Origin of the sequence: Sinorhizobium sp. CB7 (genome assembly GCF_041357635.1) — a bacterium.
Classification (GTDB): Bacteria; Pseudomonadota; Alphaproteobacteria; order Rhizobiales; family Rhizobiaceae; genus Rhizobium.
Genome location: NZ_JAULLL010000013.1, coordinates 68639 through 90187, shown reverse-complemented (window position 1 = coordinate 90187; position 21549 = coordinate 68639). Strand labels below are relative to the sequence as shown.

The following is a 21549-nucleotide window of genomic DNA, read 5'->3' as shown; positions in this document are numbered from 1 at the left end:
AGACATGTTGGAGTGCCGTGTATTCAAAGGAACGCACGAAAAACCTTCTAATGTGCCTTCGGTCCTATCAAGCGTGAGCGCAGCGCATTGGAGGCCGTATCGAACAGGAAGACGACGATCAGGATCAGGATGACCATATATGCGACGTTTTCCCAGTTGGCGTTGGTCCGCATCGCCTCCCAAAGCTTCAGGCCGATACCGCCCGCGCCGACGGCACCAATGATGGTGGCGCCACGCACATTCGATTCCCATTGGTAAAGCGTCTGGCTGACGATAACCGGGACGATCTGCGGTACGACGGCGTAGCGATGCACGAGTAGCTTGGGAGCACCGGTCGACTGCACGCCTTCACGCGGCTTATCGTCGATATTCTCCAATCCTTCCGAATAGAGCTTTCCGAGCGTGCCGGTCTCCGTGAGGAAGATCGCGCCGCTGCCGGCCAGCGGTCCGGGACCGAAAGCGCGGGTGAGGAACAGCGCCCAGATCAGCATATCGACGGAACGCAGAAAGTCGAAGAAGCGCTTCAGCAATTGGTTGACGAAACGGTTGGGCGTAATATTACGTGCGGCCAGGAAGGCCAGCGGGAACGCGACGACGGAACCGAGCAGCGTGCCGAGAAAGGCCATGACGATGGTCTGGAAGAGCTTCGTCCAGACGTCGCCGTGCTGCCATGCGGAATTGTTCCAGATATTGTCAAAGGCCAGCGCCAGATTGGACGTGCCGGGCTTCAACTCCGGTCCCGAAACGATGAGGCTCACGACTTCACCGACCGGCTTGTCGAAGAAAGGCGAATGCGTATCGAAGACGAAGTTGGCCCAGCCGAGAAAACGTTTGCGGACCTTCACACGGTTGGCCGAGATGCTGACGTCACCGGCAAAGCCCATATTGGCGATGACATTGGTGTCGTAGACCGTCATCCAGTAGGGCGCCTCGCCCTGAACTTTCGGGTGCTCGCCGGACATGTCGACGACAACGGTCGTACCATGCGCGGTCAACGTCGTCTCAGTCTTGCTGATCGTGACCGACCGGCCGGTACCACTGACAGCGACGATAATCGAACCATCCGGATCGCGCTTCACCCAATCCGGGTTCGGATTGTCGCCAAGCGGCGAGAAGCGCGGATACCTTATATCGATCTCGTCGCCGGAAATGCGGAATTCCGGCTGCACGTCGTAGCTGACCCACTGGCTCATATAGATGCCGAAGCGCTCCCAATGGGCTTCCGCGACGAGTTTGGGAAGATCGAAAAACCAGACGGCGTAGATGCCGTAGAGGATGACTCCAATGAGTGTCAGCAGCGGGCCGAAGCGCTTGAGGAACGGCCGATGAAAGACCTCCGGAAAGCGTTCCTCGATCGATTGTGCGCGGCTTGCGTCGACGAGCGTCATGGCATCCTCAGTGTTGCAGAAGGAAGGCGTGTTCGCCCACGAGGCGGCGCCTCAACCAGGCGGAGAATTGATCGACGGCGACGATCGTGATGAACAACAGCAGGACGAGCGCCACCGTTTTTGCGCCAAAGCCGCGCGAGATGGAAAGCTTCAACTCCTCGCCGATACCGCCGCCGCCGACCGCACCGATGATGGTCGAGGCACGGACGTTGATCTCGAGGCGCAGCAGCGCATAGGAAGTGAGGTTCGGAAGCACCTGCGGCAGGGCGGCAAAGCGCACCCGTTCGGTCCATGTTGCGCCCACCGACCTGATGCCCTCGTCGGCGCGCATGTCAATATTCTCGATCACTTCGAAGAAGAGTTTGCCGAGCGCGCCGATCGTATGCAGGCTGACGGCGATGATGGCGGCGACCGGCCCGATCGACAGGATGGCCGAGAAAAGGCCGGCGATCACGATTTCCGGAAAGGCGCGCAGGAATTCCATGAAACGCTTGACAGCGACGCGCAGAATCCCGGACGGCGCCAGATTGCGTGCGGCCAGGAAGCTGAGCGGCACGGCGAAGATAAAGGCGATGATCGTCGAAACGATTGCGACGTTGATCGTGATGATCATCAGCTCGAAATATTCGGGAATGTAGTAGTCGCCCCAGACATAGACGCGACCCTTGGCGAAATTGAACTCTTCGCCGCCCTTGTCATTCGGGCTTGCAATGTCGAACAGCGCCCGCCAAACGTCGTTCCAGTCCTTCGGAATGAGCCAGCTCAGGAAGTCGAAAAGATGCGGCAGGCGATCAAAGAAATGACCTGCATTGCTCTCGTCAGCGAAGCGAACGGAACTGACGAAGGCTATGAGGAGAACGAGCAGACCGAAGCCGGTATAGAGCCGGCGCCGTACCACCAGCTTGCGCCACGCTTCGCCGATCGCGTGCGAGCCTTGCAGTTCCGGCTGGGGATGAGCAAATGTCATGGATCGTTCCGCTCGGACAGAAGACAAATAAAAAGAGGGCGACCGTTGCCGGTCGCCCTGTGGTGATCATGCCGATCAGCCGCCGATAGCAGCTTTGCGAACGTCGATGATGGCGTTGTAGAATTCCGGCTTGACCGGAGCGTAGCCTTTGTAGTCGCCGCCTTCGACGGCAGCGAAGCACTTCGGATCGTTAGCCGGAAGCTTCATGAAGAAGTCCGTCAGCTTCGTCTGCCACTCAGTGCCGAGAGCGTTGCGGACGACGAGCGGGCCGTTCGGGATCAGCGGCGAGCGCCAGACTTCGACGAGCAGGTTCGGGTCGACGGCACCCTTGTCGACTTCCTTGCGGAAGGTACCGGAGGTGTAGCCGTCCATGAAATCGCCGATGCCCGAGGAGTCGTCAACGGCCACGTCGACCTTGCCGTCATAGGCTGCAAGCAGGTTGTTCTCGTGACCGCCGTTGAACTGGGTCGAGGCGAAGAACTGGTCGTTCGGAACGCCCGTGGTCTTCGGGATCTGCGTCAGCGGAACGAGATAGCCGGAGGTGGAGTCCGGATCGGCGTAGCCGAGCTTCTTGCCCTTGGCGTCCTGGATCGTCTTGATGCCGGAATCCTTGCGGGCGAGACCGATCGAGTAGTAGCCGGTCGAACCGTCAGCCTGCTGCGTGGTCAGGATCGGAGTGACAGCCTTCGAGTCCTTGAGGTAAACGGCTGCGTAGCCGGAAGCGCCCAGTTCGGCGAAGTCGAGCGTGCCGCCGAGCAGGCCCTGGATAACGCCGTCATAGTCGGCAGCCGGGAAGAGCGAGACCTTCTCGAAACCGAAGGCTTCCTTCAGGTGGTCGGCGAGGCAGGCGTAGTTGCGCAGGCGGTCGGTTTCGTTTTCACCGCCGAGAATGCCGATGCGGAATTCCTTGATGTCTTCGGCAGCGGCAGCGCCGGTGAGCGCGAGAAGCGCCGTGGCTGCAAAGAGGGCTTTCTTCAACATGAGTTCTCTCCTGATGTGCCGGTGTCCCCGGCGTGTCTTCCTGTTACGAAGAAGGGTGCCCTTAACGCGGGCAACTCGATCCGGCCGCCCCTCTCAGAGACCGGCCATTGCCAGCGGTTGCACGTTGGCAGATGCACTTGCCGCGACGGGCGCAGACGTGTCGGTGATATTGATGCTGGTCGACGTCATGGTTTCGTCGATCCCCGAGCCATCCCGGTCGGTGCCATAGATTTCCCTGACGGCGTCGACCGTGAGGTCGCCCGGCGCTCCGTCGAAGACCACGCGGCCGTTCGCCATGCCGACGATCCGTTCGCAGTAGTTGCGTGCTGTATCCAGCGTATGAAGATTGGTGATGACAGTGATGCCTTCGCGCTCGTTGATGTCGCGCAGCGCATCCATGACGATCTTGGCGTTCAGCGGGTCGAGTGAGGCGATCGGCTCGTCGGCAAGCACCATCTTGGGATTCTGCATCAGGGCACGGGCGATCGCGACACGCTGCTGCTGTCCGCCGGAGAGCGTGCCTGCCGGCTGCAGCGCCGTCTGCTCAATGCCGAGGCGTTCGAGCGCAGCGATGGCGTTGACGCGTTCCTCATGGCTGAAGATGTTGAGGAGGCTCAGCATGGTCGGACGATGGTTGAGGCGACCGAGCATGACATTGGTCAATACGTCGAGGCGTGCAACGAGATTGAACTGCTGGAAGATCATCGCGCAGTCGCGCTGCCAGGCGCGCAAGGCGTGACCACGCAATTTCGAAACTTCGACGCCGCCGAAATGAATGGACCCCGACGATGGCTGGACGAGGCGATTGATCATCCGCAGAAGCGTGGATTTTCCAGCGCCGGAACGGCCGATGATGCCAACCATCTGGCCTTGCGGAATGTCGAGCGTAACAGAGTCAACTGCAAGCTTGTTTCCGAAGCGGCGGGTGACATTCTTCAGCTCGAACATCATGCTCTCTCTTTCGCAATTTACCCCTGCGTCGACGAAGCCATTAGACCCGCTTCGTGAAGCTCAAATGTCAGATTTGTGTAAGTATTGTCACAATTGAGGGGCTAGAGCGGGATGAGGAAAGGTGTGTGCGGCTTTCCGGCCGAATCTCGATCTAACCTCTTAGAATCGATCACGTTTCATGATCTTGGGTCGAGTCGACTCAAAATCATCGTGATTCAGCGGCAGGACACTCAGGCGCCATGCCGCACAAGGAATTCTTCGGCGGAAAGGACCCGAAAATCGTCGAGCGCATCGCGCAATCTGGCGTGATCCCAATCCCACCAGGCCAGCCGATCCATGCGTTCGCCGACCGATTTCGTAAATCGCTCACGGATGAGTTTGGCAGGCACGCCGCCGACGATCGTGTAGGGGGCGACATCCTTTGAAACGACCGCACCCGCGCCGATCACGGCGCCGTTGCCGACGGTGACGCCCGGCAGGATCGTGGCGCCATGGCCGATCCAGACATCGTTGCCGATAACAACCTTGTTCTGTCGACGCCAGCTAAAGAAATCAGTTTCCATATCCGCATCCGGCCAATAATTGGCCGCGCGATAGGTGAAATGATGCAGCGTTGCGCGCCACGTCGGATGGTTGGTGGCGTTGATGCGCACCGCTGCGGCGATGTTGACGAATTTCCCAATCGTGGCGCACCAGACAGCGCCGTCCTGCATGATATAGGAGTAATCGCCGAATTCCGCTTCATCGATGCGGCATCGGTCGGCAATTTCCGTATAGCGGCCGAGGGTGGAGTTATTCACGGTTGCGCTCGGGTGGATCAGGGGCTGTTCGCCCAGTTGCTTGCTCATGCAACTGCTGCCTTTCTGGGAGAAAACTGGCTGACATCGAGAATGCGGTCGGCAACGGCCTCGCGGACTTCCTCGTCATGGAAGATGCCGAGCAGGGCCACGCCCGCCTTCTTCTTCTCCTCGATCATGCCGACGACAACGGCACGGTTGGTCGCATCGAGAGAAGCGGTCGGTTCGTCGAGCAGCAGGATGACGTGATCGGTGATGAAGCCGCGAGCGATGTTGACGCGCTGCTGCTCGCCTCCGGAGAAAGTGGCCGGTGGCAATTGCCAGAGATCCTGCGGCAGGTTCAGTCTCGAAAGCAAGGTTGCCGCCCTTTCACGGGCGGTTCCGGCCTCTTCGCCGCGCGCCACCAGCGGTTCGGCAACGACATCGATTGCCGCAACGCGGGGGACCGTGCGCAGGAACTGGCTGACATAGCCCATCGTCCGTCGGCGGACGTCGAGCACCGTTCGTGGATCGGCCTTGGCCAGATCGACGATACGCTCCCGGTGGCTGATCAGGATCTGTCCGGAATCGACCGCATAGTTGCCGTAGATCATCTTCAAGAGCGAACTCTTGCCGATGCCGGAAGGACCGCCGAGCACAACGCATTCGCCGGCTGCGACCGAGAAGGAGACATCGGCGACGACCGGCAGGCGGATGCCGTCGCGCAAATGCATGGTGAAGCTCTTGAAGACTTCGGAAACGACGAGGGGCGTAGCCATGGCGTATCTTTCCGGTTCAAACCTGTAGGATCGAGGACACGAGCAATTGCGTATAGGGCTCGCGCGGATCATCGAGCACCCGGTCGGTCAGACCGTGCTCGATCACATGGCCGTCCTTCATCACCATCATGCGATGCGAAAGCAGACGGGCGACGGCGAGATCGTGCGTGACGATGATGGCGGAGAGCCCGAGATCGTGGACGAGGCCGCGGACCAGATCGAGCAGGCGTGCCTGCACGGAGACGTCGAGACCGCCTGTCGGCTCGTCCATGAAGACGAGGCGCGGGCCGGTTACGAGATTGCGGGCGATCTGCAGGCGCTGGCGCATGCCGCCTGAGAAGGCGCGCGGCTGGTCGTCGATGCGGTCGGCATCGATCTCCACGCGCTCCAGCCAGTCGATCGCCGTCGAGCGGATATTGCCGTAATGGCGGTTGCCGATCGCCATCAGTCGCTCGCCGACATTGGCGCCCGCCGATACGGTCATGCGCAGCCCGTCAGCAGGATTCTGATGCACGAAGCCCCAGTCGGTGCGCATCAGGAAGCGTCGTTCCGCCTCGTTCATGTGATAAAGATCGCGATAGCTGCCGTCGCGCATATGGTATTCGACGCTGCCGGTGGTCGGCATCAGGCGCGTGGAAATGCAATTCAGAAGCGTCGTCTTGCCGGAGCCGGACTCGCCGACGATCGCGAGCACTTCGCCCGGCCACAGCTCGAAGGAGACGTTCTGACAGCCGATGCGGCCGCCGTAAAACTTCGAGATATCGTGGACTTTCAGAAGCGGTGCTTCGCTCATTCGGCTGCCTCCTTTCCGGGTGCCAACATTTCGCCGGCATGGCCGTGGGCCCGGCGATCTTCGCAGTGATCGGTGTCGGAGCAGACGAACATCCGGCCGCCCTTGTCATCGAGAATGACCTCATCAAGATAGACGTCCTCTGCGCCGCAGAGCGGGCAGGGCTTACCGAAGCGCTGGATCTCGAAGGGATGATCTTCGAAGTCGAGGCTGACGACATCGGTATAGGGCGGCACGGCGTAGATGCGCTTTTCGCGCCCGGCGCCGAAGAGCTGAAGCGCCTCAGAACGGTGCATTTTCGGATTGTCGAATTTCGGCGTCGGCGAGGGATCCATCACATATCGGCCGTTGACCTTCACCGGATAGGCATAGGTCGTGGCGATGCGCCCGTTGCGGGCAATGTCCTCGTAGAGCTTCACATGCATGAGGCCATATTCCTCGAGCGCATGCATCTTGCGCGTCTCTGTTTCACGCGGCTCGAGGAAGCGCAGAGGCTCCGGAATCGGCACCTGATAGACAAGGACCTGGCCGGAACCGAGTTTCTCCTCCGGAATGCGGTGGCGCGTCTGAATGATCGTCGCATCCTTGGTATGCGTCGTGACAGCAACGTTGGCGACCTTTTGGAAGAAGGCGCGGATGGAGACGGCGTTCGTCGTGTCGTCGGCGCCCTGGTCGATGACCTTCAGCACATCCTCGGGTCCGATGATCGAGGCCGTTACCTGCACGCCGCCGGTACCCCAACCATAGGGCATCGGCATCTCGCGCGAGGCAAAAGGCACCTGATAGCCGGGAATGGCGATCGCCTTCAGGATCGCGCGGCGGATCATCCGCTTCGTCTGTTCGTCGAGATAGGCAAAATTATAGGTTGCGAGACCGTTGTCTTGTGAAACTTCCAAAGACATTAGGCGTTGTCCTTCTTTATCAGGAGGAAACCGAGATGGAAATCGGCACTCTGATCATCATCTTCATGGCGGTTCTGGCCGGAACCGGCGTCGGCTGTGCTTACTGGTATGCCGAAAAGGACCGTGACTGAGGGTGTCGAGTTCATTCCGCAGCTTCCCTCAGACCATCCAGTCCGCTATCGCGAGCCTCTTCGAATTCGCGCCGCATCCGGCGCACGAAGTCGAGTTCGGCCTGGAAGTCGACATAGTGCGGCAGTTTCAGATGCTCGACGAATCCCGTGGCCTGCACATTGTCGGAATGCGAAATGACGAACTCCTCGTCTTGCGCCGGGGCCGTGATGTCCTCGCCGAGTTCCTCGGCGCGCAATGCGCGGTCGACCAGCGACATGGCCATAGCCTTGCGTTCGCTCTGGCCGAAGACCAAACCGTAGCCGCGGGTAAACTGAGGCGGGACCTTTGCAGAGCCTTTGAACTGATTGATCATCTGGCATTCCGTGATCTGGATCGTGCCAAGTGAAACCGTAAAGCCGAGTTCCGGAACGTCGAATTCGACTTCCACTTCACCGATGCGGATTTCGCCGGTGAACGGATGGGTGCGCCCGTAGCCGCGCTGCGTCGAATAACCGAGCGCGAGAAGGAAGCCTTCATCGCCGCGGGCGAGCGCCTGCAGGCGAAGATCGCGCGTCATCGGGAATTCCATGGGCTCGCGTGTAAGGTCGCCGGTTTCGTGATCTTCCGGGAGATCGCCATCGGACTCGATCAGACCCTCCTGGTTGAGGATTTCCGCCACGCGCATGATAGGGCCGCTCTCGGCCTCCTTCTGGGCCGGCTGCTCGACGGCCTCGTCGGCAAGCAGCGACGGATCGAGAAGGCGGTGGGTATAGTCGAAGGTCGGTCCGAGAAGCTGGCCGCCCGGCAGGTCCTTGTAAGTGGCGGAAATGCGACGCTCGATCTTCATTGCGGCCGTATCGAGCGGCCTCGAATAGCCGAAGCGCGGCAATGTCGTGCGATAGGCGCGCAGCAGAAAGATGGCCTCGATCATGTCGCCGCGGGCCTGCCGAACAGCGAGCGCCGCAAGCGTCCTGTCGTAGAGCGAGGCTTCGGCCATCACCCGATCGACCGCAAGCGCCAATTGCGCCACGATCTGGTCGATGCCGATTGCCGGCAGTGAACGATCACCGCGACGGCGGTCGGCGAGCAGACGATGGGCATTGGCGATGGCGGCCTCGCCCCCTTTGACGGCAACATACATAAGGTCACATCTCCGTTGCGGTGATCTTCGTGGTACGCGGCAAACAGATGAGCCTGCGCCCGGCAGTCAGGACGATATCGATGCCCCGCGGAAAGAGGGTGCGGTTCTCGGTCCAGAGACGCAGGAAAGTCTCCGGCAGGCCGACGGGCGCAATGGCTTGCACGCTCGCGATACCAGGCCCTTGCAGTGCAAGTTCACGGCCGCCTTCGAGACTGGACATCTCGATGATGATCGTCGTCGAACGATCGGGATATTCCTGGGTTCCGGCTGCAAACAGTCCGAAGGAGGAAAGCGTTCCCCCGCTTTCGACGAAGGCGAATCGGGCTTCGGCCTTTTCCTGCGTTATTGGTGCACCTGTATGAAAAGCCAGCCAGTCGGGCACGGCCGACTTTGCCAGGGTGGCCGAAAGCCAGACCGGCGTGTCGTGATCGCAAAGGGAAAGCGCTATGGCACCGGCGGCGATGCCGAGAGGTGAAGGCGGAGCGACATCCGGTACGATCGTCTGGATCGTACCGGGGCGCGCCATTCCGTCCATCATCATTCGGAACACGCTCTGCGCCTGGAAGACCGGTTCGGTAAAGCCACCGGTCAAGGCTTCGGTCTTGAGGCCCATTAGTCTTCTCCGCGTACCATGGTGAAGAAATCGACGCGGGTGGCCGCGGTTTCCTCAGCCCTTTTGCGGTCATCGACCGCTATCCGTCCCGCTATCGTCGACAGAAGCGACTCTTCGATGAAATTGCGCGTATCGTCTTTGGACCAGAGCGCATCGAAGACGGCTGCAAGTCGCGCCCTTTCCCGATCGGTGCCGAGTGCCTGCGCATGGCCGATCGCACCGGACGAAAGCCTGACGGTGGCCCGCGTCACGGTGACCTCGCCGAGATTGAATGGCGCGCCGCCACCACCGACGCGGCCGCGTACCATCACCAGACCCGTCTCCGGCCCGCGTACGAGCTGGACCTCGGGTTTTTCCGCCAGTTGCGCCCAGGCATGGGCGAGTTCCTCTTTCGTGGCGCGCGCCAGAAGGTCGGCTGCGCGCTTGCGCTCCGGTATAGCCGGAGCCTGGGTTCCACTCATTCTGTCCGATTTCATCGCCAGATCCTCGAAATGTCTATTGATATAGACAACCATACAAGATAAGTTATCCATAAATCTGGGGCATGACAAGCGTGTGACATGATGGGGCTGAAACAGGTTCAAAGACAAACGGGCGTGGCGCTTTGGCGCCAGATCGCCGATCGAATTCGTGAGGCAATCGGCAAGGGCGCCTATGACGAAACTGGCATGGTGCCACCTGAAACGGTGCTCGCAGTGCAATTCGGCGTCAATCGCCACACGGTTCGAAGCGCGCTTGCGGCTCTGGCGCAGGAAGGAATCGTGCGTGCGGTACAAGGGCGCGGTACGCTGATAGAGCGGAAGGAACGGCTGAATTTTCCGATCACGCGGCGCACCCGGTTTTCACAGGGGATCGGCGACCAGGCCCGGGAGGCTCGCAGCGTTCTCCTGGGGCTTGCCGAAGAGAAGGCGACTGCGGAAATTGCCCGTTGGCTTAAATTGCCGGAAGGGACCGCACTCATTCGCATGGAGACCGTCGGGCAGGCGGATCTGCGACCGGTTTCGCGTGCGACGAACTGGTTTCCGGCGGATCGTTTCGCCGGAATCGGAGAGAGCTATCGCCGGACCGGATCGATTACCAAGGCATTTCGCGAATTGGGTTTGCCTGATTACGTGCGCGCGACAACGGAAATTACCGCCGCCCATGCCGATGCCGGCGATCTCGCCGATCTGGAGCTGACCCCCGGCGCCATCGTGCTGATTACCCGCTCCATGAATACGGATTTGGACGGCGTGCCGGTCCAATATTCCATCAGTCGCTTCGCTGCCGACCGAGTGCAGTTCACGATCGAAAATTGATTCGAAACATCATCCTCGTCCGATCGGACGGTCGGACGAATGCATGTCGCGCAAAAAGTGTGCAGCGGTTTTTCGGCAACGACATGCATGAAAAACAACCAGCTAAAGCCTATCGCGTGAATTTCTTTTCATGCGACAGGCTTTAGAGCGATGTTTTCGCTCAGTGAGCGTGAGACATATCGCCGAGCACTTCCTTGGAAGCGACGGTGGAGTCTGCCTTCAGCTTGTAAACCATCGGAACGCCCGTCGCGAGATTGAGCTTCAGGATGTCTTCCTTCGTCATCCTGTCGAGGACCATGACCAGCGAGCGCAGCGAGTTGCCATGGGCCGCAACCAGAACCTTCTGGCCGGATAGGACGCGGGGCAGAATATCGGTCATGTAGTAGGGCCAGACGCGGGCACCGGTATCGCGCAGGCTTTCGCCGCCCGGAGGCGGGACGTCGTAGGAGCGGCGCCAGATATGGACCTGTTCCTCACCCCACTTGGCGCGGGCATCGTCCTTGTTGAGACCGGAAAGGTCGCCATAGTCGCGCTCGTTGAGCGCCTGATCGAAGATCGTCTCCAGATTCGGCTGGCCTACCTTTTCGAGGACGATGCTGCAGGTGTCCTTCGCGCGCTTGAGAACGGATGTGAAGGCGACGTCGAACTTGATGCCGTAGTCGGCGAGGGCCTGCCCGCCCGCCTCTGCCTCCTGAATGCCGAGTTCGGTCAGGCCCGGGTCCTTCCATCCGGTGAAAAGGTTTTTCAAATTCCATTCGCTCTGGCCGTGGCGAACGAGGACGAGAGTTCCGCTCATTGAAAAGTTCCTTCGATATAAGGTCAGTTGCTGGAGAGCCCGAGGACATCGAGCATGGAATAGTAGCCGGGCTTCTTGTCGCGCGCCCATAGCGCCGCCTTGATCGCGCCGCGGGCAAAAATCGAGCGATCCCCCGCGCTGTGCGACAGCGTCACCTGTTCACCTTCGCCGGCGAGGATGACCGAGTGATCACCGACAACCGAGCCGCCGCGCAGCGTTGCAAAGCCGATCGTGCCAGCCGGTCGCGCTCCGGTATGACCGTCGCGGACGCGGACGGAATGGGCCGAAAGGTCGATGCCGCGACCATGGGCTGCGGCCTCGCCGAGCAGCAGCGCCGTGCCGGAGGGCGCATCGACCTTGTGCTTGTGATGCATTTCCAGGATCTCGATATCCCAGTCGGATGGAGCAAGCGCGCGGGCGGCCTGCTCGGTCAGCACGCTCAGAAGATTGACGCCGAGGCTCATATTGCCGGACTTGACGATGCGGGCATGCCGGGCAGCGGCCTTGATCTTGGCGTCATCCTCTGCCGAGCAGCCCGTGGTGCCGATCACATGCGCGATACGAGCCTGCGCCGAAAGACCGGCAAAGGCGACCGATCCGGCCGGCGAAGTGAAATCGACGACACCGTCCGCATGCAGGAAGGCGTTTAACGGGTCATCGGTGACGGTGACGCCGATCGGCCCCAACCCGGCGATCTCGCCGGCATCCTTGCCGATAAAGGGTGATCCAGGGCGTTCGACGGCCGCATGGAGTGTGGCACCTTCGGTGCCGTGAATGAGGCGGATCAGGGTCTGGCCCATCCGGCCCGCCGCACCAACCACCACCAGTTTCATTGCAGCGTCATCCATGTCAGACCGTTGCCTGTTCTTAGAATTGTTCGGAAGCCGATGGCCTTTGGAGATTGTTGAGGCGAGCGTAAAGTCCGTTACTAACCTTCGCAAGCGTCTCGTGGTTGCCTTCCTCGACGACGCGGCCCTGCTGCATGACGACGATCTTGTCAGCCCGGACGATCGTGGAAAGCCGATGAGCGATGACGACCACCGTGCGGTCCGTCATGGCCTGGTCGAGCGCCTTCTGGACCGCCGCTTCCGATTCCGTATCGAGCGCCGAGGTCGCCTCGTCGAGCAGCAGGATCGGCGCGTTGCGCACGAGCGCGCGTGCGATCGAGAGGCGCTGGCGCTGGCCGCCCGAAAGGGTCACGCCGTTTTCGCCGACCGGCGTGTCGTAGCCCTGCGGCTGCGCCAGGATGAAATCATGGGCATAGGCGAGCCTTGCGGCCTCCTCGACCTCGGCGTCCGTCGCCTCCGGGCGGCCATAGCGGATATTGTCGCGGATCGTTCCCTCGAAGAGATAGGGCTGCTGCGACACATAGGCGAGCTGCTGCCGCAGCGACTGCTTGGTGACGTGCGCGATGTCCTGACCATCAATCAGGATCTGCCCTTCCTTTGGGTCGTAGAAGCGGGGGATGAGGCTGATGACAGTGGATTTGCCCGCTCCGGACGGGCCGACGAGCGCGGTGGTCTTGCCCCCCTCTGCGACGAGATCGACATTGTTAAGGACGGACTCGCCGCTGGCATAGGCAAATGTCACGCCGCGAAATTCGATGCGCGCTTCGGTGACGATCAGATCCTTCGCATCCGGCAGGTCGCGTTGACGCGGTTCCATGTCGAGCAATTCATAGATCATGCGTGCGTTGACGACTGCCCGCTCCAGCTGAACCTGCAGCTTGGCGAGGCGCCGTGCGGGATCATAGGCCATCAATAGCGCGGTCACAAAGGCAAAGAAGGCGCCCGGCGGTATGTTCTGATAGATGGCGCGATAGGCGGCATAGGCGAGAACGCTGGCGATAACGAAGCCCGCGAAGGTTTCCGTCAGTGGCGCGGTGCGCTCGGTAAGACGGGCGATGCGGTTGGCTCGATTTTCCGCAGCACCGATGATTTTCTCGACCTTCTTGCGCAGCTCATTCTCCATGGTGAAGGCCTTGACGATGGCAATCCCCTGGATCGTCTCCTGTGTCGCGCCGAGCACATGGCTGTTGAGGTGCACCGCTTCGCGGGTCGTCTTGCGCAGCCGCTGCGAGACATAGCGCAACGCATAGAGCAGCGGAGGAGCGATCAGGAAGACGATCGCCGTCAGCAGCGGATCTTTCAGCAGCATCACGATGATGAGCGAAATCAGCGTCAGCAGGTCGCGGGCCGTCGAAGTGATGGTCAGGTTCAGCACGTCGCGGATACCGCTGACGTTCTGGCTGATCTGGGCGGCGATATGCGCCGATCGAGCCTCGCTGAAGAAGCCGACCGACAGCGTCATCAGATGCGAATAAAGGCGCCGCTGGTAGCGGGCGACGATATTGTTGCCGATCTTCGAAAGGGCGACGCCCTGCCCGTAGCTTGCAAAGCCGCGCAACACGAAGGCGAGGAAGATGGAGAGGCAGATGATCCAGACAATGTCGGCCCGCCGATTGGCGAAGGCTTCGTTGATAACCGATTCCATGATCCAGGCGGTAAAGGCCGTCGACAGCGCCACGGCCGCCAGGCAGGCAATCGCAAACACGTAGCCCCAGATATGATCGCGGCCATTTTCGGCGATAATGCGCTTCAGGACGCCTGTCACTGTATCGCTGTTGAACTGCTTGGGCCTGCTCTCAGAAGATTCCAATGATCGGGGTTCCTATCTCACGATCGCACTGCTCGCTATGAGCTATTCTGCGCGGCCTCTATAACCAGTCGGGACAGTTTTGACCATAGCGACGGCAGAATCACCCTTTTCGGTTCACCGCTGCCAGCGGCGGCCTTCCGTCGAAAGCCCGAATTTGACGGGCGACCGGGCATAGTCCGAAAGGCCGGCAAGCGCTGCGAGAGGATGGGTGACGACATAGGTCGGAATGCTTCGCAGCAGCGCCGAATGCGGCGCCTTGTCCTCGAATGCAGCGCGAAATTCCGGCTTCTGAAGGGCCGGAATGATCTTCTGCGATATGCCGCCCGAAAGATAGACGCCCCCGCGCGCCATGAAGATGAGCGCCATGTCGCCCGCCACGCGGCCGAGATAGGTCGCAAAAAGAGAGACCGTTTCCATGGCAACCCTGTCCGTGCCGGCCAATGCGCGCGTGGTGATCTCCGCCGGCTCGCGCAGGACGGCCTCGTTGCCATCGGCAGCGCAGATGGCGCGGTAGAGGTTTACGAGGCCGCGGCCGCAGAGGATCTGCTCGGCGGAAATGCGTCCTTCGATCGGCTCCAGATGCGGGAAGATCTCCAGATCACGCTTGCTGCGTGGCCCGAGATCGATATGCCCGCCCTCGCCCGGAACGGGAATCCAGCAATTCTGTACATGGACCAGACCGCCGACCCCGAGGCCGGTGCCGGGACCGAGCACGACGCGGGAGGCGACCATGTCGTCGCCGGCGGTGCCGATCCGTTCGCGATGCTGATCGGAGAAAGAGGCGACAGCAAGCGCCTGTGCCTCGAAGTCGTTGACAACAAGCACGTCCTCGAGGCCGAGGTCGGCGATCATGGTCTTCGGGCGGACGACCCAGTCGCAATTTGTGAGCGGGATCTCATCTCCGTTGATCGGGCCGGCAACGGCAAGAATGGCTGAGCGTGGCCGCATGTCAGTCTTGTCGAGAACGTCGCGGCGGATCGCCTCGTCGATCGTGGCATAATCTGCGGTGCGCACGTTCGGAAAATGCTCCTGCTCGCCTTCCGCATCGGGAAGAATGGAGAAACGCGCATTGGTTCCGCCGATATCGCCGATCAGAATGGGAAAGGGCAGGGAAGCTTCGCTGTGGTTGAGCTTTGACATGGCCGGTTCCGTTGCTGCCGCCGATCGGCGGATTAATCTTGAAGCGTTGTGATCAGTCGTTCGGCGGTGGCTTCGTTGAGAGCCATCGGAATGTCGTAAACGATGGCAAGCCGCATCAGTGCCTTCACGTCGACATCATGGGGCATCGGCGTCAGCGGATCGACGAAGAAGATGAGAAGGTCGACCTCGCCGGTGGCGATCATGGCGCCGATCTGCTGGTCGCCGCCAAGCGGCCCGCTCTTCAGGCGTGTCACATCGAGCCCCGGAGCGGCGTCTAGTACGCGCCCACCCGTGGTTCCGGTTGCGACGATGCGCGACTTGCCGAGTGTCTTCTGGTTACGGCGGGCGAATTCCGCCATGGCGTCCTTTTTCTCGTCATGCGCAATGAGCGCGATGCATTTGCTGCCGGCCATGAAGCCCAACTCCGCCCGATGTTTTAAATCGATTTGGCCTTCTATACCAAGCGAATGCCATTTGAAAGACAAGGAGCCGTTCCGGCGCGCCTCATTGGTCGGAGGGTCGCGAATAGGGCACGGGACCGCTTTCGGGCAGCAGGCTGCTCTGCGAAGAATTGACGAGCGTCGCAGCCGGCTCAGCGGGCACCGAATTATCTGATGGCGCAGCTCCGCCGAAGGTCGCATCCGCGATGGAAGGAACGGAAGGCGCGCTCAGAATGGCGGCGCAAGCCTTCGGCAGGTCGGAGACCATGACTTCGCGGGGCTTGACCGGCTTTGCGCCCGGCGGCTTCGGCTTTGGCGGCGCCCAGGGTTCCTTCGTGAACCACCAGGCGAGGGATTTGTCGCAACCGTCTCCGGCGGCAACCGGCGCCTGCGATTTGCAGGCGGCAGCGCCCGGCGGGCACTTGAGGCGAATATGGAAATGCGAATCATGCCCGTATTCCGGGCGCAGCTTTCCGAGATTGGTGCGGTCGCCTGTCCAGGTGTCGCACATTTTCTTCTTGATTGCGGGGTTGACGAAGATGCGTTCGACCTGAGGATAGCTTGCCGCCAACATCAGCAGCCTGGCGTGCGAATCCGTCCAGACATCGGGATCGATGGTCAGAAACTTGTTCTTCTGCAGCATGGAGGTAAACGGCAGGTCCTCGCGTTCCTGGGCCGTCATGTGATGCGCAGGCATCGGCGTCAGCCAGACGTCGGCATCGAGCCCGATCTGGTGCGAGGCGTGGCCGTTAAACATCGGGCCTCCCCGCGGCTGGGCTATGTCGCCGACGAGAATGCCGGGCCAGCCGGCATATTTTACCGCATCCTGGGAAAGCCGCTCCAGAAGTGCGATCATCGCCGGATTGCCCCAGCGGCGATTTCGCGAAAGTCGCATCGCCTGCCATGTCGGCCCGTCGGTCGGCAGGGCCACTGCACCCGTCATGCATCCTTTTGCATAAAAGCCGAGCGGCTTGGCGGGTCCTTCGGTCGGCAATGCGACGGCGCCAAAGAGCGCCTTGGCGCTGCCCGGACTCGGCGTCTGCTGCTGAGCGCTCGCGCCGACTGCAATCAGGGTCGCACCCATCGCGCTGGCTAATGCCAGCATGCCGAATCTGTCGAAAATCCGAGTGACGCGAAAAGCCATGCCCATTCCCCTCTGCCGGCATCCGCCGAAGTGATTTGCCGTCAAATCTACCGTGAAAACCGATTCTGGTGAATCGATGTCTTGTAAAGGAGGCTCAAGAAAGGCAATGACAGATCGCGACAAGGGGTTCAGGCGTTTGCGAGAAGGTCGGCTGTCTTGCGGATACGGGCGAGCCTCGGGAGGATCTTTGTGCAGGAGAATTCGTGCATCTCCTTTGAAAAGCTCGTTGCCGCATCGTCGACGACGAGGACCGCATAATTATGCGCAAAGGCATCGCGGACCGTCGATTCGACCCCGAAATTAGTGGCGATACCGGTGACGATCACCGTTTTGATTCCACGACGACGAAGCTGCAGATCCAATTCCGTGCCATAGAAAGCGCTCCAGTGATGCTTGACGATGTGAACGTCAGGCGTGAGCGCAGCAATTTCCGGTGGAGCGGCGAGCGCGGCAGCCGGAAGCCCGCCATCCGGGAAAGTCGTGGCCTCATCGACCGGTTGGTTGACAGCATCGGCATAGTCCGGGGAGAATCCGACGGTGACGAAGATCGTCGTGCCACCCTGCGATTTCAATTTCCTGGCAATCGCGGCGGTGTTTTCGATGACCTGCTGGGCAGAATAGGGCGCGACCGCGCGTGCGACAATGAGGCCTTGCAGGTCGATGGAAATGAGTGCCGTGGTCTTGGGATCGTAGAGGGACATGAAAGAGGCTCCGGAAATAAAATATGAGGATACCCTCACCATGACAAATATGAGGATAGCCTCACAAAAATCAACTCCTGAACCGAAATTGCGTGAACCGAAGCGCCAGCGCGGTCATGAACGGGTTGCAATGCTCCTGGAGGCGGCAGCAAGGGTATTCTTACAAAAAGGCTATGATGCCGCCACGATGACGGAGATCGCGGCCGAAGGACGCTCCTCGATCGGCTCACTGTATCAGTTCTTTCCGACCAAGCTGTTGCTTGCCGAAGCATTGCATATCGACCGCCTGCAGCACCTCAATGCGGCATTGATGGCACTGGAAGAAATAACCGGGGGCAAGAACGCCGCCGACATTGGCGACGCAATCTTCGTGAGACTCGGCACCTTTCTCGAGGAGTTTCCCGAGTTTCCCGTTCTTGCAGCACGCCGCGACGTGCCGAAGGAGCGAAAGGCGCGATCGCGCGCCGAGCTCAGATCAAATATCGCAGCACTCTTGAGGAATGCCGATCCTTCGGTGGAGCCGGACGCCGATCTGCTTGCAGCGCTCGTTCTCGAGCTTATTCGCATTGTCGTTGCGGCCGCCTATGACCCGGATGGCGCGGGAGATCCGCGTCTGATCGGCGAGCTTCGCCGAATGCTGAGACACCGGCTGGAGGAAGTGACGACCTGATCGCTGGCCATGGCATTCAAAAATTCGCGAGGCGGGCAAAAATGAAACAATATCCTGTTTTTCGCCCGTATTTCTCGTATCCTTGGTAACGGCTAGAGCAATTCCAGGAAAAGTGCGAAGCGGTTTTCCGTCCGGAATTGCGTAAAAAGAAAAGTTAGAGCGGTTCTGCGTTTCCATGAAAAGCAGAACCGCTCTAAATAAAATAAGATGGGAATTGGCGAATGACATCCTTGATGCCGAAGCTTGCGCTGTCCGTTATCGGCTCTTTGTTTCTTGCCGTTGGAGCCATGGCACAGGATGCGGGTGGGTGGCGGACAGGCATTTCGACTGTCGGCGAACTGAAACATCCTTCCGGCTTTGACCACTACGACTACGTCAATCCGCAGGCGCCCAAGGGCGGAACTCTCCGTCTCTCCTCCGAGGGAAATTTCGATACGCTCAATCCGCTGCTTGCGAAGGGCGAGGTTGGCGAAGGTCTGGGTCTCGTTTTCGAGACACTGTTGACGCCCGCACTCGACGAGGTCTCGTCGTCCTATGGTTTGTTGGCCGAAGCAGTCAAATATCCCGACGACATTTCCTCAGTGACGTTCCGACTGCGCGCGGAAGCCCGATGGGCCGACGGTCAACCGGTGACGCCCGAGGATGTGATCTTCAGCTTCGAGCAGGCAAAGAAAAACAATCCGCAGCAGGAATTCTATTACCGCCACGTCAAATCCGCCGAAAAGACCGGTGATCGGGAAGTCACGTTCCAATTCGACGAAGCCAACAACCGGGAGCTCCCGCAGATCGTCGGACAGCTCGCTATCGTGCCGAAACACTGGTGGGAGGCGAAGGGACCGGACGGCAAGCCGCGCGATATTTCGCGCACGACGCTGGAGATGCCGATCGGCTCAGGGCCGTACAAGATTGCCGCCGTCACGCCCGGTTCGACCATCCGCTACGAGCTGCGGGACGACTATTGGGGCAAGGACCTGAACGTAAATATCGGACAGAACAATTTCGGCGCCATCCAGTACACCTATTATGCCGACCGCGATGTCATGTTTGAGGCATTCCGGTCCGGGAACACGGATTACTGGTGGGAGAATGCCGCAAAGCGCTGGGCGACCGCCTATGATTTTCCCGCGGTCAAGGATGGCCGGGTGAAACGCGAGGAAGTCGAAAACGAAATGCGCAAGGTCGGCGTCATGGTCGGCTTCATCTTCAATACGCGCCGCGAAAAATTCGCCGACGAGCGCGTGCGCGAGGCGTTGAACTATGCCTTCGATTTCGAGGAACTGCGCCGCACCATCTTCTATGGTTCCTATGATCGCGTCGACAGCTTCTTCTTCCGCACCGAGCTCGCTTCCTCCGGCCTCCCTGAGGGTCGTGAGCTGGAGATCCTGAACGAAGTAAAGGACCTTGTACCGGCGAAGGTCTTCACCGAACCCTACAAGAACCCGGTCGGCGGCGATCCGGCAAAACTTCGCGAGAACCTGCGCACGGCAATCGGCATGTTGCGCGAGGCCGGCTATGAGCTGAAGGGCAACCGGATGGTCAACGTCAACACCGGCCAACCGCTTACCTTCGAGATCCTGCTGAACGGCCCGACGATCGAGCCGGTCGCCCTATCCTTCTCGCAGAATCTCAGAAAGATCGGCATCGAGGCGACGGTTCGCAGCATAGAGCCGTCGCAATTCACCAATCGCTGGCGTTCGCGCGATTTCGACGTGATATACAACGGATGGGGGGAGACGATGAACCCCGGCAACGAACAGGCGGAATACTGGGGCTCGGATGCGGCAAAACGCGAAGGCTCGCAGAACTATAGCGGCATCAGCGATCCCGGTGTCGATGCGCTGATCCGAAAGGTGATTTTCGCCAAGGACCGCGACGATCTTGTCGCTGCGACACGGGCACTGGACCGGGTTCTGCTCGCCCATCATATCGTCGTGCCGAGCTACGGCTCACGGGTTTCTCGCATGGCCTATTGGGACACGATCACCCATCCGCCGGAGCTTCCCGAATATTCACTGGGCATGCCGACCGTCTGGTGGTCCACAAGCGCAGGCAAGTAAGGAAAACCTTGCCATCGCGCGACGGAAGCGTCCAGAGTGACCGAATCAACGTCTTACAGGACGCACGGCGCTGTGGCAGCGCAACGACGGAAAAGGAGAGTATATTGGTGAGAGTTGAACGTCGCCAGACGGCGACAATGCGCGGGGCTGGCAAGCTTTAATGGCATCCTACATCCTTCGTCGCCTGCTTCTGATGATACCGACGATCGTTGGCATCATGGCTATCTCCTTCATCGTCATTCAGTTCGCGCCGGGTGGTCCGGTCGAGCAGGTCATCGCGCAATTGACCGGACAGGCAGACGGCGCCGACCAGCGTCTTTCCGGCGGCGGCGACCTGGGACAGCAATTCGACGACAGCAGTTCCCGATATCGCGGTGCGCAGGGTCTTGATCCCGAGTTGATCGCCAAGCTGGAAAAACAGTTCGGCTTCGACAAGCCGCCGCTGACACGCTTCCTGGAAATGATGTGGAACTATAGCCGCTTCGATTTCGGCGAAAGCTTCTTCCGGAACACCTCGGTCATCGATTTGATCATCGATAAACTACCCGTCTCGATTTCGCTTGGTGTCTGGATCCTGATCTTCTCCTATGCCATCTCGATCCCGCTCGGTATCCGCAAGGCGGTGAAGGACGGCTCGACCTTCGATGTCTGGACGTCGGGGGCTATCATCATCGGCTACGCCGTCCCGAGCTTTCTTTTCGGCATTCTTCTGATCGTCCTTTTTGCTGGCGGCTCCTTCTTCAACTGGTTCCCGCTGCGCGGCCTCGTCTCCGACAATTTCGCCGATCTGCCCTGGTGGCAGAAGCCGCTCGATTACTTCTGGCACCTGGTCCTGCCGCTGATCTCGCTGTCGCTGGCCTCCTTTGCCACCACGACGCTTTTGACCAAGAACTCCTTCATCGATGAGATCAAGAAGCAATATGTGATCACGGCCCGCGCCAAGGGGCTGAATGACCGACAGGTGCTCTACGGCCATGTCTTCCGAAACGCCATGTTGATCGTCATCGCCAGCTTTCCGGGCGCCTTTATCTCCGCCTTCTTTACCGGCTCGCTCCTGATCGAGAACATCTTTTCGCTCGATGGACTCGGACGCCTCGGCTATCTTTCGGTGGTCAATCGCGACTATCCCATCGTCTTCGCGACGCTCTACATCTTCTCCCTTCTTGGCCTCTTCGTCGGCCTGATCTCGGACCTGATCTATACCTGGATCGACCCGCGCATCGATTTCGAGCGGAGGGATGTCTGA

The 21549-nt window shown here is 60.1% G+C and carries 22 protein-coding genes; 4 read left to right on the top strand and 18 right to left on the bottom strand.

Features of this window, described 5'->3' with window-relative positions:
- Positions 1–47 precede the first annotated feature (47 nt).
- From phnE (AAE029_RS23815) to phnG, 11 genes are all read right to left on the bottom strand, one after another.
- The gene (phnE, locus tag AAE029_RS23815; protein WP_371075377.1) at positions 48–1388 is read right to left on the bottom strand and encodes a phosphonate ABC transporter, permease protein PhnE; all 1341 of its coding nucleotides are present in this window, start codon (positions 1386–1388) and stop codon (positions 48–50) included.
- 7 nt (positions 1389–1395) lie between these two features.
- Complete coding sequence (phnE, locus tag AAE029_RS23810) at positions 1396–2355, bottom strand: phosphonate ABC transporter, permease protein PhnE (RefSeq protein WP_371075376.1); 960 nt, start codon at positions 2353–2355, stop codon at positions 1396–1398.
- A gap of 75 nt (positions 2356–2430) precedes the next feature.
- Entirely contained in the window at positions 2431–3336 is a 906-nt protein-coding gene (phnD, locus tag AAE029_RS23805) for a phosphonate ABC transporter substrate-binding protein (RefSeq protein WP_371075375.1), read from the bottom strand.
- Positions 3337–3429: 93 nt separating this feature from the next.
- A complete protein-coding gene (gene phnC / locus AAE029_RS23800; RefSeq protein WP_371075478.1) occupies positions 3430–4284 on the bottom strand; it encodes a phosphonate ABC transporter ATP-binding protein in 855 nt (284 codons plus the stop codon).
- Between the two features lie 233 nt (positions 4285–4517).
- Positions 4518–5135 (bottom strand): DapH/DapD/GlmU-related protein, encoded by a 618-nt coding sequence (locus AAE029_RS23795; RefSeq protein ID WP_371075374.1) that lies wholly within the window; start codon positions 5133–5135, stop codon positions 4518–4520.
- On the bottom strand, positions 5132–5842 hold the full coding sequence (gene phnL / locus AAE029_RS23790) for a phosphonate C-P lyase system protein PhnL (RefSeq protein ID WP_371075373.1): 711 nt from the start codon (positions 5840–5842) through the stop codon (positions 5132–5134). Before phnL ends, AAE029_RS23795 begins: the two co-directional genes overlap by 4 nt.
- Before the next feature lie 16 nt (positions 5843–5858).
- Positions 5859–6635 carry a phosphonate C-P lyase system protein PhnK gene (gene phnK, locus AAE029_RS23785; protein ID WP_371075372.1) on the bottom strand — a complete coding sequence of 259 codons (777 nt, stop codon included), beginning with the start codon at positions 6633–6635 and terminating at the stop codon, positions 5859–5861.
- Complete coding sequence (locus tag AAE029_RS23780) at positions 6632–7534, bottom strand: alpha-D-ribose 1-methylphosphonate 5-phosphate C-P-lyase PhnJ (RefSeq protein ID WP_371075371.1); 903 nt, start codon at positions 7532–7534, stop codon at positions 6632–6634. Before AAE029_RS23780 ends, phnK begins: the two co-directional genes overlap by 4 nt.
- Before the next feature lie 142 nt (positions 7535–7676).
- Positions 7677–8786, bottom strand: coding sequence for a carbon-phosphorus lyase complex subunit PhnI (locus AAE029_RS23775; RefSeq protein WP_371075370.1), 1110 nt, complete (start codon positions 8784–8786; stop codon positions 7677–7679).
- A 4-nt stretch (positions 8787–8790) separates the two neighbouring features.
- On the bottom strand, positions 8791–9399 hold the full coding sequence (gene phnH / locus AAE029_RS23770) for a phosphonate C-P lyase system protein PhnH (RefSeq protein ID WP_371075369.1): 609 nt from the start codon (positions 9397–9399) through the stop codon (positions 8791–8793).
- Positions 9399–9875 (bottom strand): phosphonate C-P lyase system protein PhnG, encoded by a 477-nt coding sequence (phnG, locus tag AAE029_RS23765; protein ID WP_371075368.1) that lies wholly within the window; start codon positions 9873–9875, stop codon positions 9399–9401. Before phnG ends, phnH begins: the two co-directional genes overlap by 1 nt.
- Before the next feature lie 84 nt (positions 9876–9959).
- Here phnG and phnF point away from each other — a divergent pair, with 84 nt between their 5' ends.
- On the top strand, positions 9960–10697 hold the full coding sequence (gene phnF, locus AAE029_RS23760; RefSeq protein ID WP_371075367.1) for a phosphonate metabolism transcriptional regulator PhnF: 738 nt from the start codon (positions 9960–9962) through the stop codon (positions 10695–10697).
- 160 nt (positions 10698–10857) lie between these two features.
- Here phnF and AAE029_RS23755 read toward each other — a convergent pair whose 3' ends face one another.
- From AAE029_RS23755 to AAE029_RS23725, 7 genes are all read right to left on the bottom strand, one after another.
- Positions 10858–11493, bottom strand: a complete 636-nt coding sequence (locus AAE029_RS23755) for a 2,3-bisphosphoglycerate-dependent phosphoglycerate mutase (protein WP_371075366.1) — start codon at positions 11491–11493, stop codon at positions 10858–10860.
- A gap of 23 nt (positions 11494–11516) precedes the next feature.
- Entirely contained in the window at positions 11517–12341 is an 825-nt protein-coding gene (gene dapB, locus AAE029_RS23750; protein ID WP_371075365.1) for a 4-hydroxy-tetrahydrodipicolinate reductase, read from the bottom strand.
- Positions 12342–12360: 19 nt separating this feature from the next.
- Positions 12361–14151, bottom strand: a complete 1791-nt coding sequence (locus tag AAE029_RS23745) for an ABC transporter ATP-binding protein (RefSeq protein ID WP_371075364.1) — start codon at positions 14149–14151, stop codon at positions 12361–12363.
- A gap of 114 nt (positions 14152–14265) precedes the next feature.
- Positions 14266–15291: a glucokinase gene (locus AAE029_RS23740; protein WP_371075363.1), complete on the bottom strand. Its 1026-nt coding sequence runs from the start codon at positions 15289–15291 to the stop codon at positions 14266–14268.
- Positions 15292–15323: 32 nt separating this feature from the next.
- Entirely contained in the window at positions 15324–15704 is a 381-nt protein-coding gene (locus AAE029_RS23735) for a methylglyoxal synthase (protein ID WP_371075362.1), read from the bottom strand.
- Between the two features lie 91 nt (positions 15705–15795).
- On the bottom strand, positions 15796–16875 hold the full coding sequence (mepA, locus tag AAE029_RS23730; protein ID WP_371075361.1) for a penicillin-insensitive murein endopeptidase: 1080 nt from the start codon (positions 16873–16875) through the stop codon (positions 15796–15798).
- A gap of 128 nt (positions 16876–17003) precedes the next feature.
- A complete protein-coding gene (locus AAE029_RS23725; protein ID WP_371075360.1) occupies positions 17004–17576 on the bottom strand; it encodes a hydrolase in 573 nt (190 codons plus the stop codon).
- 40 nt (positions 17577–17616) lie between these two features.
- Here AAE029_RS23725 and AAE029_RS23720 point away from each other — a divergent pair, with 40 nt between their 5' ends.
- The 3 genes from AAE029_RS23720 to AAE029_RS23710 all read left to right on the top strand — a co-directional run bounded on the left by AAE029_RS23720 (position 17617) and on the right by AAE029_RS23710 (position 21549).
- On the top strand, positions 17617–18246 hold the full coding sequence (locus AAE029_RS23720; protein WP_371075359.1) for a TetR/AcrR family transcriptional regulator: 630 nt from the start codon (positions 17617–17619) through the stop codon (positions 18244–18246).
- Between the two features lie 221 nt (positions 18247–18467).
- On the top strand, positions 18468–20303 hold the full coding sequence (locus tag AAE029_RS23715) for an extracellular solute-binding protein (RefSeq protein WP_371075358.1): 1836 nt from the start codon (positions 18468–18470) through the stop codon (positions 20301–20303).
- 160 nt (positions 20304–20463) lie between these two features.
- Complete coding sequence (locus AAE029_RS23710) at positions 20464–21549, top strand: microcin C ABC transporter permease YejB (protein ID WP_371075357.1); 1086 nt, start codon at positions 20464–20466, stop codon at positions 21547–21549.